Origin of the sequence: Streptomyces montanus, from assembly GCF_005786655.1 — a bacterium.
Lineage (GTDB): Bacteria > Actinomycetota > Actinomycetes > Streptomycetales > Streptomycetaceae > Streptomyces > Streptomyces sporangiiformans.
Genome location: NZ_VBZC01000013.1, coordinates 119,868 through 132,618 on the forward strand (window position 1 = coordinate 119,868; position 12,751 = coordinate 132,618).

A 12,751-nucleotide genomic window follows, 5' to 3' on the forward strand; every position below is an offset into this window, starting at 1 on the left:
GGACTCGGCCCGGAACAGCAGCGGGCGGGCCGGGTGCTAGCCATGGGGCTGCCCTGCATGTGGGGCGCTGTGGCGATCACCTACAAACTGACCTGTCCACTCGCCCATCATCACGAGCTCAGCGCCCGGATCGTCACCAGTGCCGTGTTCTTCGTGGTCGGCGCCGGCTTGATTCTCCACGTCAGGCAGGGGCTGCTGCGGGAGCTGCGGCAGATGCGCAAGGTCGCGGGCGCCGCACAGGGCGTCCTGCTGCGCCCGCTGCCGCCGCGCATCGACGGGCTCGACGTCGCCGCGGCGCAGCTCTGCACGGACCACGGAGCCACCGTCGGCGGTGATCTGTACGAGGTGATCGGCACCGAACACGGCGTACGGGTCGTCATGGGCGACGTGCGCGGACACGGTCTCGCCGCCCTCGGAACCGTCGCCGCCGTCCTCGGCAGCTTCCGTGAGGCGGTGCACGACGAGGCCGATCTGTCCTGCGTACTGCGGAGGCTGGAACGGGCCATGTCCCGGCACCTGCGGGAGCGGGCCCGGGCCGAGCACCCCTCGTCCGGTCTTGAGCCCGACAGCCCGGTCGCCGAGGAGTTCGTCACCGTGCTGCTGCTGGAGATTCGCCCCAACGGCGAGGTGTGGGCCGTCAACTGCGGTCACCCATGGCCGTATGCGCTGCGCAGCCATGTCGGTCCCTCCGGACTGCGAGGGTATGTGGAGCACCTGGCCGCCGGCGAGGTGCTGCCGCCCCTCGGGCCCTTCCCCCTCCCCGCCGAGCTGCCCGTCGTCAACTGCGGGCATCTCCTGTACGGCGAGGCGCTGTTCCTGTACACCGACGGCATCGAGGACGCGCGGGACAGCGGCGGGGTGTTCTTTCCGCTGCCCACCGCGCTCACTGATGCCGTGTGGGTCCAGCCGGTCTCGCCGCAGTCCGTGCTCCACTCCGTGCTGGCCGGGCTGCAACGCCACTGCGGCGGCCGCCCCACCGACGACGCGGCCGTACTGGTACTCCACAACGACCGACACCGCCAGCACAGGCGCGCGCCCGTAGGGGCGCGGGGAACTGCGCGACAAGCCACAACGGACCCGCAGCCAACGACCCACCTGTAGTGACCCTGCTCAACCGGCGGAGCCACCGGCGGAGCCGTCCGCCCCGCCACGGAGTGTCGGGCAGGCAGCTGGGCGGACGGCGCGGAGTCGGGCCGTCGCACTGTACGAGGGGGAGCCGACGGCCCGGCCGGCCTCTTTCGAGGCATTTCAGTCAACCGGCCGGAAACTCTCCGCAACAGCGCGCGTACTGCCCGGATTCGAGCACTCCGTTCACACCCCGTGTGAGCCGGAAAGCACTAGTCTGTCCGCACCGAGCCACCCGGAGGGCCCTCATGCAGCCCAACACTCTGCTCGATGCGATCCTCGACGAAGCCGGGATCTCGCATGCGGGACTCGCGGCCCATGTGAACCAGGCGGGGCGCAGTCGTGGCCTCGCACTTCGCTACGAACACACCGCCGTGGCCCGGTGGTTGAAGGGCCAGCGGCCACGCGGCCAGGTGCCCGACCTGATCTGCGAGGTACTCGCCGCCCGCTTGCAGCGACCCGTCACGCTCGACGACATCGGCCTCGGTTTACCCGGCGAACCGGCCGCTCCGCACGGCACGACGCTCTCCGGTTTCGTCGAGCGCGCCACGGCCCTGTGGCGCTCCGACGAACAGCAGCGCCCGCACATCCTCGGCGCCCCGGCCGTCACCGGGACGCCCGCCGTGATGCCCGTGTGGGAGTGGGAGAACCCGCCCGAGGACGTGGATGTCTCACGCGGCGGACGGCACCGGGTGAGCATGGCCGACATCGAGATGCTGCGCGCTGCCCGGGCCCACTACGAGCAGATGTACCGCAAGGCCGGCGGAGTCGCGACCCGCACGCGCATCGTCGGGTTCCTCAACTCCGAGACCGCACCGCTGCTGCGCGGCAGCTACACCGACGCCACCGGCCGTCAACTCCACCGCGCCACCGGCGGGCTGGTGGCGGTCGCGGGCATCTGCGCCTATGACTCCGACGCGCACGGCCTCGCCCAGCGTTACTTCCACCAGGCCCTGCGACTGGCGAAGGCCAGCGGGGACCGGGGACTGGGCGCGTACGTCATCGCCCTGCTGGTCAACCAGTCGTTGTTCATGCGCGAGTACCGGCAGGCCGTCGCCTTCGCCGAGGCCGCGCTGCGCGCCGCGGGGCGGCAGATCACTCCGGCACTCGCGTCGGACCTCTACGCGATGCAGGCCAAGGCGTACGCACACCTCGGCGACGGCAGCAGCGCGCTGTCCTGTATCCGGCGTGCCGAGCAGGCCGCCGAGCGCATCCGGCGCGGCCACGAGCCGGACGAGACCGGCTATGTCCAGCCCGGACTGGTCAATGTGCAAGTGGCGGAGGCGCTGTTGAGTCTCGGCGACCTGACCGCCGCGCGTGAGCACGCCGAGGCCGCCGTGGACAACCCGGCGCACGACCGGGGCCGGGTGCACCGGCTCGGCATGCTCAGCCAGATCGAACTGCGCCAGGGGAACGCGGACAAGGCGGCGGTCACGGCGGTCGAAATGGCCGAGCGGGCGCGGGGGATGGAGTCCCAGCGACTGCGCGACAGACTGCGGGCGGTACGCGAACATCTTGTGGCCAGTGGCTGTGCGGGAACGGCCGAGGCCGCCGAACTCATCGACGGGGCACTGCGCGTACCGCTCTGAGAAGGGCCCTCGGGGGAACCCCGTAGGCACCCCACCCCGTCCACTGCGGGGGACTTCGATACCACCGCGGTGCGGAACACTGCGCCTACCGCTGCGCTGCGAGCGGCCGCCATGAGTGCTGTGAGGACGCTCCTGCTGCGATATTGCCATCTACTCGGCGGAAGGTGGCAGAACCGTGCAGTGGACGAAACAGAACGAACAAACTGTGTACGCAAACCGCTGGTTCAGCGTCAATCTCGCAGATGTAGAGCTGCCGGACGGTCGGCACCTCGATCACTTTTTAATACGGCTGCGGCCCGTCGCCGTGGCCACCGTGGTGAATGAGGCCAACGAGGTGCTGCTCCTGTGGCGGCACCGCTTCATCACCGACAGCTGGGGGTGGGAGCTCGCCGCGGGCGTCGTCGAAGACGGCGAGGACATCGCGGACGCGGCCGCCCGCGAACTCGAGGAGGAGACCGGGTGGCGGCCGGGACCCCTGCACCATCTGATGAGCGTCGAGCCCTCCAACGGACTCACCGACGCTCGGCACCACATCTTCTGGGCCGACGAGGGCACGTATGTCGGACACCCCGTGGATGACTTCGAGTCGGACCGCAGGGAATGGGTCCCGCTCAAGCTCGTCCCCGACATGGTCGCCCGCGGCGAGGTCCCGGCCGCCAACATGGCAGCCGCGCTGCTTCTCCTGCATCACTCGAGGCTCGGGCAGGACGCCTTGCCCTGATCCCCCCCCGGCGTCCGGCGAGTCAGCGGCCCACGGCCTGCCAGATCGCCACGACGAGCGCGCCCAAGGCCGTGAGCGCCGCCACCGCGGGCAGCGGCCAGCGGGTGTGCTCCAGGGCGACGATCCGTGCGCTCAGGTCGTCGATCTCCTTGGCGGTCTGCTCGGTACGGTGACTGAGCAGGGTGATCCCTCCCTCGACGCGGGCATGCGCCACGTCAAGGCGGCGGCGTAACTCTGCGAGTTCACCGTTGACCACGGGATGCTCCGGGTCGGTGGCCACGAGTCCCACTCCTCTCTGTAGTCGTTTCATCCCTTCATGCGCACGTGAAGTCAACTCGCCTGGTCGACGCGTGGGGAGCGTGTGCGCGGGGCATATGCGTGCCCGGTGCTCACACGGTGTGTGAATCGCGCGGGCCCGTCCCTCCGAGGGAGTGCCGGGCCCGCGTCAGCTCGATGTGTACGGACCGTAGTCAGTACCCCGCTGTCACCAGGGCTTAGCCGTAGGTGTAGAAGCCCGAGCCCGACTTCCGGCCCAGCCGGCCCGCGTCGACCATGCGCTGGAGCAGCGGGGGAGCGGCGTAGAGCGGCTCCTTGTATTCGTGGTACATCGAATCCGCGACGGACGCGACCGTGTCCAGACCGATCAGGTCGGAGAGCTTGAGCGGGCCCATCGGGTGGGCGCAGCCCATCTCCATGCCGTTGTCGATGTCCTCGCGGCTCGCGATGCCCGACTCGAACATGCGGATCGCGGAGAGCAAATACGGGATCAGCAGCGCGTTGACGACGAAGCCCGAGCGGTCCTGGGCGCGGATCGCGTGCTTGCCGAGGATCTTCTCGACCAGCGCCTGCGACCGTCCGAGGGTCTCCTCGGAGGTGGTGAGGGCCGGGATCAGCTCGACGAGCTTCTGGACGGGGGCCGGATTGAAGAAGTGGATGCCGATGACCTGATCGGGACGCGAGGTGGCGACGGCGAGCTTCACCAGCGGGATTGACGAGGTGTTGGAGGCGAGGATCGCGTCCGGCCGGGTCACGACATGGTCCAGCACCTGGAAGATCTCGGTCTTCACCTGCTCGTTCTCGACGACGGCCTCGATCACCAGGTCACGGTCGGCGAACTCGCCGAGGTCGGTGGTGAAGCTGAGCCGCGCCTGAGTGGTGTCCCGCTCCTCCTCGGAGATCTTGCCGCGTTCGGCCGCTTTGGAGAGCGAGTTGTAGAGCCGGGTCCGGCCGATCTCCAATGCCTCGCCGGTGGTCTCGGCGACCTTCACATCCAGGCCGGCACGGGCGCACACCTCGGCGATGCCCGCTCCCATCTGACCGCAGCCCACCACTCCGACGCGTGAGATGTCTCCGAAGGTGTCCGTCACTTCGTCCCTTTCGCTGTTCTACCGGCGTGGCAGACCCCCGAAGGGCGCCTGCTCCATTCGTGCACGTTACTCTCGGGCTGCCGCTGATCGATCGTCCGGGTCCGGCCTTGCCGCCTGCCCGGACGGTGCGTGATCCGGCGGATCCGGTGCGTATGCGGGAGACCCATGGCGCGGGAGAACCCATGATGCGGGAGAACCCATGAGTCGAGTGACACGTAGGGCGTTCGCGGGCGCGATGCTGGCGGGGCTTGCCACGGCAGGCGGCGCGGCGGCTTGGGGCGCGACGACCGAGGACGACGGGAAGGGCGAGTCCCGGCGCCGCACTCCCTTCGGTGAGCTGCGCGGTATGTGGCTGGCGTCCGTCGCCAACCGCGACTGGCCGTCCAAGTCCGGGTTGACCGCGTCCCAGCAGCGCGCCGAACTGATCGCCCAGCTCGACACGGCCGTACGTCGACGGCTGAACACGGTGATCTTCCAGGTGCGCCCCACGGCCGACGCCCTGTGGCCCTCGCCCTACGAGCCCTGGTCGCAGTACCTCACCGGCGTCCAGGGCAAGAATCCCGGCTGGGACCCGCTCGGCACCGCGGTCAGGGAGGCCCATGTACGAGGGCTGGAACTGCACGCCTGGTTCAACCCGTACCGGATCGCCAACCACGCGGACCTCACCAAGCTGGTCGTGTCACATCCCGCCCGCAAGCACCCCGACTGGGTCGTGCCCTACGGCGGGAAGCTCTACTACAACCCGGGGCTGCCCGAGGTCCGCGCCTTCGTCCAGAAGGCGATGCTCGACGCGGTGAAGAAGTACCCCCTGGACGCCGTGCACTGGGACGACTACTTCTACCCGTACCCGGTCGCCGGCGCGGTCTTCGACGACGACGCCGCGTACAAGACGTACGGCGGGGCATTCGCGGACCGGGCGGCCTGGCGGCGCAGCAACATCGACAAGCTGGTGCGCGAGATGGCGGTCAGCGTGAAGAGGATCCGGCCCACCACACAGTTCGGGATCAGCCCGTTCGGGGTGTGGCGCAACGCCGCGAACGACTCCCGGGGCTCGGACACCCGGGCGATGCAGACGTATGACGATCTGCACGCCGACACGAGGAAATGGGTCCGCAGGGGCTGGCTCGACTACGTCTGCCCGCAGCTCTACTGGAACATCGGCTTCGCCGCCGCCGACTACGCCAAGCTGCTGCCCTGGTGGGCCGACGTCGCGCGGGGCAGCAGAACGCGCTTGTACGTGGGCGAGGCGCTGTACAAGGCCGGGGACCCGGCGCAGCCCGCCGCCTGGCAGGACGCGGCCGAGCTGTCCCGGCATCTCACCCTCGCCGCGGAGTACCCGCAGGTGCGCGGGCACGTCTTCTTCTCGGCCAAGGAGGTCGGCGCCGACCGGATCGGCGCGCTGGCCCGCGTGGTCGCCGACCACTACCAGCGGTCGGCGAACCCGCCGAGCTGACCTACTTGACCCGGTTCTCGCGGATGTGATGCTGGACGACGGTGTCAGGACCGGGGGACATCACGGTCTCGTGGCCGTCCTCGAAGCGGACGCGGAACGGAGGATTGCCGTCCGTTCCCAGTACTTCGACGACTTCCGCGACCCGGTCGTGCTGTCCGACGATCCTGCCGTGCACCAGCAGGTGGTCGCCTTTGTTTGCACGCATCTGGAGGGCCTCCTCGTCTGGCACGGGAGTAGCGGTCCGTGGCTGTAAGTCTACGGCTGGGGGCGCCGATTGCGACCGGCGTGTGCGGCCGGTCAGCCTCGCGCTCGTTGGGTGACCGCGATACACACCAGTACGGCCGCGGCCGCAAGGGGTGCGGCCGGCGTGAGGTGCTCGCCCAGGAGCAGCACCGACCACACCAGTGTGAGCAGCGGCTGCGCCAACTGCAACTGGCTCGCCTTCGGGATGCCGATCGCCGCCATGCCCCGGTACCAGACCACCAGGCCGAGGAACTGCGATCCGGCCGCGACCCAGAGCAGCCCCGTCACGCCGTGCGCGGTCAGATGCACGGGCTCGTACGACAGAGCGAGCGCCGCCGCGGGCACGGCGAGCGGCAGACACAGCACCAGTGCCCAGCCGATGACCTGCCAGCCCGGCATGACGCGGGCCAGCCGGCCGCCCTCGGTGTAGCCGGCCGCGCAGACCAGCAGCGCCCCGAAGAGGTACATGTCCGCGCCGGCCAGGGCACCACCGCTCTGCTGCACGGTGAACGCGATCACCACGGTGGCGCCGGTGAGTGCCGCGATCCAGAAGGTGCGCGAGGGGCGGTTGCCGACGCGCAGGGCCGAGAACAGCGCGGTGGTCAACGGAAGCAGCCCGACCACGACCGCGGCGTGGGCGGTCGTCGACGTCTCCAGGGCGAGGGTGCTGAGCAGCGGAAACCCGAGCACGACCCCACCGGCCACGACGGACAGGCCCGTCCAGTGGCGCCGGGCGGGCAGCGGCACGCGCAGGGTCAGCAGACAGGCACCCGCGATGACCGCCGCCAGGACGCTCCGCACGGCCACCAGCGACCAGGCACCGAAGCTCTCCAGCCCCCAGGCGGTGGCCGGGAACGTGAGCGAGAAGGCGGTGACACCCAGAGCGGCTTGGAACATGCCGGCGCGGGGCCCCGCGGGCGGCGGGGGAGGGGCGGCGCCGGTACTGCCTCCTGCGGTCGGGATCGCTATCGAAGTCGGCGTGGTAGCGCTATCCTGTGCTCTCATGTACGAGCGTAGCAGTGTGGCGGATCTGGCGAAACGGCTGCGCGAGGAGCTGGATCGCTACTCTCCAGGTGGAAAACTGCCGTCGAGCCGGTCGCTGGTAGAGCGGTTCCGGGTGAGCCCGGTGACCGTGTCGCGGGCCCTGGCTCAGCTGGCCGCCGAGGGGCTCGTGGTGACCAGGCCGGGTGCGGGGGCGTTTCGGGCCGCGCCGCGGACCGCCGGGCCCGTCGTGGGGGACACGTCCTGGCAGGAGGTCGCACTCAGCGCGGACGCCGCCACCGATGTCGTACCGCGCACGGTCGACGCCTCCGGAGTGCTGGTCTCGCTGGCCGTACCGCCGCCCGGGGTCATCGAGTTCAACGGCGGCTATCTGCACCCTTCGTTGCAGCCGGAGCGGGCGATGGCCGCGGCGCTGGCCCGGGCGGGCCGCCGGCCCGGCGCCTGGGCGCGCCCACCCGTCGAAGGGCTGCCGGAACTGCGCGAGTGGTTCGCCCGGGGCATCGGCGGTGCCATCACCGCCGCCGAGGTGCTGATCACGGCCGGTGGTCAGTCCGCACTGACCACCGCCCTGCGTGCGCTCGCCCCGCCCGGTGCGCCGGTGCTCGTGGAGTCGCCCACATACCCGGGGATGCTGGCCATCGCCCGCGCGTCCGGACTCCGTCCCGTACCCGTACCGGTCGACGCGGACGGTGTCCGTCCCCGCCTGCTCGCCGACGCCTTCCGGGCGACCGGGGCCCGGGTCTTCGTCTGCCAGCCGCTGCTCCAGAACCCGACCGGTGCCGTCCTCGCCCCGGAACGCCGTGGCGAGGTGCTGCGGATCGCGCGTGAGGCCGGCGCGTTCGTCGTCGAGGACGACTTCGTACGCCGACTCGTGCACGAGGACGCGGGGCCGCTGCCGCGCCCGCTGGCCTCGGACGACACAGACGGAGTCGTCGTCCACGTCTGCTCCCTGACCAAGGCGACCTCGCCGAGCTTCCGGGTGAGTGCCCTCGCCGCCCGCGGACCCGTTCTGGAACGGCTGCGGGCCATCCAGGTCGTCGACACCTTCTTCGTGCCGCGCCCGCTCCAGGAGGCGGCCCTGGAACTCGTCGGCTCGCCCGCCTGGCCACGTCACCTGCGGTCTGTGGCCGCGGAGTTGAGAAAGCGGCGCGACACGATGACCGCCGCGCTGCGCCTGAACCTGCCCGAGATCGCCCTCCCGCACATCCCCTCCGGCGGGTACCACCTGTGGCTGCGGCTGCCCGACGGCATGGACGAGCAGGCGCTGGTCGCCGCCGCCCTGCGCGCGGGCGTGGCCGTCACCCCCGGCCGCCCCTACTTCAGCGCCGAACCCGCCGCCGCGCACCTGCGGCTGAGCTTCGCGGCCGTGGCGAGTATGGCGGAGATCACGGAGGGCGTACGCAGGTTGCGCACCGCCTGCGACGAGGCGGGCAGGGGGAGTTGACGGCGCTCCGTTCCGGAGCGGGTGTGTGAGCCTCCCGGTAACCCTCAGACACCCCTTGACCTGGGCAGTTCCGCACTCCACGATCACCGCATGCACGTTCGTGTCACGCTCCTCGCCGCGGCGCGCAGCTCCCCGCTGCTCGCCGAGCGCTTCGACGACGACCGGCCGCTCGATCAGGCGGGCTGGAACGAGGTGCGGCGCGCCGCGCACGCGTTGGTGCAGTTGGCGGCGGCCGAGTTGCGGTACTGCTCGCCGACACCGCGCAGCCGGGCCACCGGTGACGCGCTCGGACTGGCGCCGTTGGCCCAGCTCGCCTTGCGGGACTGGGACATGGGCCGCTGGCGCGGGCTCACGCTCGGCGAGGCGATGGCCCGCGAACCCCGGGCGGTGGACGCGTGGCTCGCCGACCCGTACTCAGCGCCGCACGGCGGTGAGCCGCTGATCGCGTTCATCAAGCGCGTGGGCGATTGGCTCGACACGCGCCCCGCAGACGACGGCGGCCGCATCGTCGCCGTGGCCGAACCCGCGGTCGTACGCGCCACGCTGGTCTACGCGTTGAAGGCGCCCCCGTCGACATACTGGAACATCGACGTCCGCCCCTTGTCGATGGCCACGATCACGGGGCGGGCGGGGCGCTGGAACCTACGTCTCGACGACCAGACCGTGCAGGCCTAGTCGACCGGGCGCGTCGCGCGCGCAGCACGTGCGTGGTCCGTGGTGCGTGCGTAGTCCGTGGTGAGCAGCAGGTTCTTGGCCGGTCCGCCCACCCGCCACACGGTCCGCCAGTGGTCCGCGTCCAGGACGGTGAACTCACCCCGGTAGAGGTCCGCGGCGCACGGATGGTCGGCGATGTGCCGCCCGGACGTCAGGTCCAGGTCGTGGAAGGGGCGGCCGTCGGCGAACCGTACGTCGGCCCGGCTCGCCGATTCGCCCGGCAGGAACCGCAGCGTCCGCTCGGCGGGCCGGGCGACGCCCTGCCACACGAACGTGCCGGACTCGTGATGCAGCAGCCCGCCCCCGCCGAGCGGTTCGAACTCCGTGGTCCCGCCGAAGGTTCCCTCCGCTCCGCTCACGAGGTCCCGGACCGAGCGTTCCACGCGCCATATCCCGGACAGATAGGCCAGCACGTCGGTCACCGGCCAGAAACCGCTCATACCGTTCCGCCTCTCCGGTACGTCTTGCGCAACCCATTGACGCACTCAGACCCCCTCCCTATCTTTGCCGTTCGAAGTATTGACAACCGTCCGATATTTCGAACCTACAGAGCCGCGGAGTATCCATGTCACGCCCCCGCACCCGCACTCGCTGGAGACTCTCCCTCACGGCCACCGGACTCCTGGCCGCCTCCTTTGTCATCCCGGCCCCCGTGAACGCCGCCGCCGAGGACACCACCGACTACGCGATCACCGTCGACCCGAAGGCCTCGGGCGCCAAGATCGACGACACGATGTACGGCGTCTTCTTCGAGGACATCAACCGGGCCGCGGACGGCGGCCTGTACCCGGAGCTCGTGCAGAACCGGTCCTTCGAGTACTCGACGGACGACAACCGCTCGTACACCCCCCTCACCTCCTGGGCCACCTCGGGCACCGCGAAGGCCGTGAACGACGACGGCCGGCTGAATGCCCGCAACCGCACCTACCTCTCCCTGGACGGCGGTTCATCCGTCACCAACTCCGGCTACAACACCGGTATCTCCGTCGAAGCGGGCAAGGTCTACAACTTCTCGGTCTGGGCCCGTGCCGAACAGGCCTCCGCCCTCACCGTGACGCTGGCCGACTCCGAGGGCGCGCTCGCCGAGGCCCGGCGCGTCACCGCGCGCGGCGGCTGGACCAAGTACACGGCGAGGTTCACCGCGACCCGCACCAGCACCGCCGGCCGCCTCACCGTCGCCGCCGGCAGTCCGGTCGCGCTCGACATGATCTCGCTGCTCCCGCGCGACACGTACAAGGACCACGGGCTGCGCAAGGACCTCGCCCAGAAGATCGCCGCCCTCGACCCCGGCTTCGTCCGCTTCCCGGGCGGCTGCCTCGTCAACACCGGCAGCATGGAGGGCTACGACGAGGCGTCCGGCTGGCAGCGCAAGCGCTCGTACCAGTGGAAGGACACCGTCGGCCCGGTCGAGCAGCGCGCGACCAACTCCAACTTCTGGGGCTACAACCAGAGTTACGGTCTCGGCTACTACGAGTACTTCCAGTTCTCCGAGGACATCGGAGCGATGCCGCTGCCTGTCGTGCCCGCCCTCGTGACCGGCTGCGGCCAGAACAAGGCCGTGGACGACGACGCGCTTCTCAAGCGCCACGTCCAGGACACCCTGGACCTCATCGAGTTCGCCAACGGGCCCGTGACCAGCGTGTGGGGCAAGAAGCGGGCGCAGATGGGCCACCCGAAGCCCTTCCACCTCACCCATCTCGAGGTCGGCAACGAGGAGAACCTCCCGAACGAGTTCTTCGCCCGCTTCAAGCAGTTCCGCGCCGCCATCGAGGCGAAGTACCCGGACATCACCGTGATCTCCAACTCCGGTCCGGACGACACCGGTTCGACCTTCGACACGGCCTGGAAGCTGAACCGGGAAGCGAACGTCGACATGGTCGACGAGCACTACTACAACAGCCCGCAGTGGTTCCTGCAGAACAACGACCGCTACGACTCGTACGACAGGAAGGGCCCCAAGGTCTTCCTCGGCGAGTACGCCTCCCAGGGCAACGCCTTCAAGAACGCTCTCTCCGAAGCCGCGTACATGACGGGCCTGGAGCGCAACGCGGACGTCGTGAAGCTCGCTTCGTACGCCCCGTTGCTCGCCAACGAGGACTACGTGCAGTGGCGCCCCGACATGATCTGGTTCAACAACCACGCGTCGTGGAACTCGGCCAACTACGAGGTCCAGAAGCTCTTCATGCGCAACGTCGGCGACCGGGTCGTACCCTCCACCGCCACCGGCACGCCTTCGCTGAACGGCCCTATCTCGGGCGCCGTCGGCCTGTCGACGTGGGCGACCAGCGCCGCGTACGACGATGTGAAGGTGACCGGCGCGGACGGTGCGACGCTGCTCAGCGACGACTTCTCCGGTGACGCCTCGAAGTGGACCCACACGGGCGGCGGCAGCTGGAGCATCCAGGACGGGCAGTACGTGCAGACCGACGCGGCCGCCGAGAACACCATGGTGTCGGCGGGCGACCCGGCCTGGCACGACTACGACCTGCATGTGAAGGCCACCAAGAAGTCGGGCAAGGAGGGCTTCCTCGTCGCCTTCGGGGTCAAGGACACCGGCAACTACTACTGGTGGAACCTGGGCGGCTGGAACAACACCCAGTCCGCCGTCGAACAGGCCGTGGACGGCGGCAAGTCGACGCTCATCTCCAAGGCCGGATCGATCGAGACGGGCCGCGCGTACGACGTCGACATCAAGGTGCGCGGCCGTCAGGTCACTCTCTACCTCGACGGCAAGGAATGGGGCAGCTTCACCGACAACAAGCCGGCCGAGCCGTTCCGGCAGGTCGTCACGCGGGACGCGAAGAGCGGCGACGTGATCGTCAAGGTCGTCAACGCCCAGGCGGTGAACGCCCGTACGGCGATCGACCTCGGTGGGCTGAAGACGGCGAAGACGGCCGCCGTCACCACTCTGAAGGCCGCGCCCGACGCGGTGAACACCGAGAAGGAAACGGCCGTCGCCCCCGTCAAGTCCACCTTCGAGGGAGTCGCCGGCAAGTTCACGTACACCTTCCCGGCCAACTCGGTCACCTTCCTGAGGATCCGGGAGGGGTGATCCCGAGGATTCCGATCCGCATGAGGTGACCTCACCTCAGC

General features: G+C 69.9%; 12 protein-coding genes. 7 read left to right on the top strand and 5 right to left on the bottom strand.

The features are described from left to right. Positions 1-42 precede the first annotated feature (42 nt). The 3 genes from FE633_RS14240 to FE633_RS14250 all read left to right on the top strand — a co-directional run bounded on the left by FE633_RS14240 (position 43) and on the right by FE633_RS14250 (position 3,435). Complete coding sequence (locus FE633_RS14240) at positions 43-1,101, top strand: PP2C family protein-serine/threonine phosphatase (protein ID WP_246113606.1); 1,059 nt, start codon at positions 43-45, stop codon at positions 1,099-1,101. Positions 1,102-1,373: 272 nt separating this feature from the next. Further along, positions 1,374-2,714: an NsdA family TPR-like regulatory protein gene (locus tag FE633_RS14245; protein ID WP_138045506.1), complete on the top strand. Its 1,341-nt coding sequence runs from the start codon at positions 1,374-1,376 to the stop codon at positions 2,712-2,714. 175 nt (positions 2,715-2,889) lie between these two features. Further along, positions 2,890-3,435, top strand: a complete 546-nt coding sequence (locus tag FE633_RS14250) for an NUDIX hydrolase (RefSeq protein ID WP_119105804.1) — start codon at positions 2,890-2,892, stop codon at positions 3,433-3,435. Positions 3,436-3,457: 22 nt separating this feature from the next. On the opposite strand, the gene FE633_RS14255 is transcribed toward FE633_RS14250, so the two are convergent. Both FE633_RS14255 and FE633_RS14260 read right to left on the bottom strand, forming a co-directional pair. Continuing rightward, positions 3,458-3,715, bottom strand: coding sequence for a hypothetical protein (locus tag FE633_RS14255; protein ID WP_138045507.1), 258 nt, complete (start codon positions 3,713-3,715; stop codon positions 3,458-3,460). A 214-nt stretch (positions 3,716-3,929) separates the two neighbouring features. Continuing rightward, positions 3,930-4,802: a 3-hydroxybutyryl-CoA dehydrogenase gene (locus FE633_RS14260; protein WP_138045508.1), complete on the bottom strand. Its 873-nt coding sequence runs from the start codon at positions 4,800-4,802 to the stop codon at positions 3,930-3,932. A 199-nt stretch (positions 4,803-5,001) separates the two neighbouring features. Between FE633_RS14260 and FE633_RS14265 the strand changes: the two genes are divergently transcribed. Further along, positions 5,002-6,255, top strand: coding sequence for a glycoside hydrolase family 10-like protein (locus FE633_RS14265; RefSeq protein WP_138045509.1), 1,254 nt, complete (start codon positions 5,002-5,004; stop codon positions 6,253-6,255). 1 nt (position 6,256) lies between these two features. Here FE633_RS14265 and FE633_RS14270 read toward each other — a convergent pair whose 3' ends face one another. Together FE633_RS14270 and FE633_RS14275 are read right to left on the bottom strand one after the other, a co-directional pair. Then, positions 6,257-6,460 (bottom strand): DUF1918 domain-containing protein, encoded by a 204-nt coding sequence (locus FE633_RS14270; protein WP_138045510.1) that lies wholly within the window; start codon positions 6,458-6,460, stop codon positions 6,257-6,259. A gap of 92 nt (positions 6,461-6,552) precedes the next feature. Next, a complete protein-coding gene (locus FE633_RS14275) occupies positions 6,553-7,503 on the bottom strand; it encodes a DMT family transporter (protein WP_138045511.1) in 951 nt (316 codons plus the stop codon). Between FE633_RS14275 and FE633_RS14280 the strand changes: the two genes are divergently transcribed. After that, on the top strand, positions 7,502-8,944 hold the full coding sequence (locus FE633_RS14280; protein ID WP_138045512.1) for an aminotransferase-like domain-containing protein: 1,443 nt from the start codon (positions 7,502-7,504) through the stop codon (positions 8,942-8,944). The genes FE633_RS14275 and FE633_RS14280 overlap by 2 nt on opposite strands. A gap of 90 nt (positions 8,945-9,034) precedes the next feature. Then, positions 9,035-9,619, top strand: coding sequence for a histidine phosphatase family protein (locus FE633_RS14285; protein WP_138045513.1), 585 nt, complete (start codon positions 9,035-9,037; stop codon positions 9,617-9,619). Here the strand turns inward: FE633_RS14285 and FE633_RS14290 are convergent. Further along, a complete protein-coding gene (locus FE633_RS14290) occupies positions 9,616-10,098 on the bottom strand; it encodes a DUF6314 family protein (protein ID WP_138045514.1) in 483 nt (160 codons plus the stop codon). The genes FE633_RS14285 and FE633_RS14290 overlap by 4 nt on opposite strands. A gap of 125 nt (positions 10,099-10,223) precedes the next feature. Between FE633_RS14290 and FE633_RS14295 the strand changes: the two genes are divergently transcribed. After that, positions 10,224-12,710, top strand: coding sequence for an alpha-L-arabinofuranosidase C-terminal domain-containing protein (locus FE633_RS14295; RefSeq protein ID WP_138045515.1), 2,487 nt, complete (start codon positions 10,224-10,226; stop codon positions 12,708-12,710). Positions 12,711-12,751 lie beyond the last annotated feature (41 nt).

What these genes read in the sequence shown, in the direction of transcription:
- FE633_RS14240 (WP_246113606.1), top strand. Translation starts at nt 43, where the DNA reads ATGGGGCTGCCCTGCATGTGGGGCGCTGTGGCGATCACCTACAAACTG.
- FE633_RS14245 (WP_138045506.1), top strand. Translation starts at nt 1,374, where the DNA reads ATGCAGCCCAACACTCTGCTCGATGCGATCCTCGACGAAGCCGGGATC.
- FE633_RS14275 (WP_138045511.1), bottom strand. Translation starts at nt 7,503, where the DNA reads ATGAGAGCACAGGATAGCGCTACCACGCCGACTTCGATAGCGATCCCG.
- FE633_RS14295 (WP_138045515.1), top strand. Translation starts at nt 10,224, where the DNA reads ATGTCACGCCCCCGCACCCGCACTCGCTGGAGACTCTCCCTCACGGCC.
- FE633_RS14285 (WP_138045513.1), top strand. Translation starts at nt 9,035, where the DNA reads ATGCACGTTCGTGTCACGCTCCTCGCCGCGGCGCGCAGCTCCCCGCTG.
- FE633_RS14280 (WP_138045512.1), top strand. Translation starts at nt 7,502, where the DNA reads ATGTACGAGCGTAGCAGTGTGGCGGATCTGGCGAAACGGCTGCGCGAG.
- FE633_RS14290 (WP_138045514.1), bottom strand. Translation starts at nt 10,098, where the DNA reads ATGAGCGGTTTCTGGCCGGTGACCGACGTGCTGGCCTATCTGTCCGGG.
- FE633_RS14265 (WP_138045509.1), top strand. Translation starts at nt 5,002, where the DNA reads ATGAGTCGAGTGACACGTAGGGCGTTCGCGGGCGCGATGCTGGCGGGG.
- FE633_RS14270 (WP_138045510.1), bottom strand. Translation starts at nt 6,460, where the DNA reads ATGCGTGCAAACAAAGGCGACCACCTGCTGGTGCACGGCAGGATCGTC.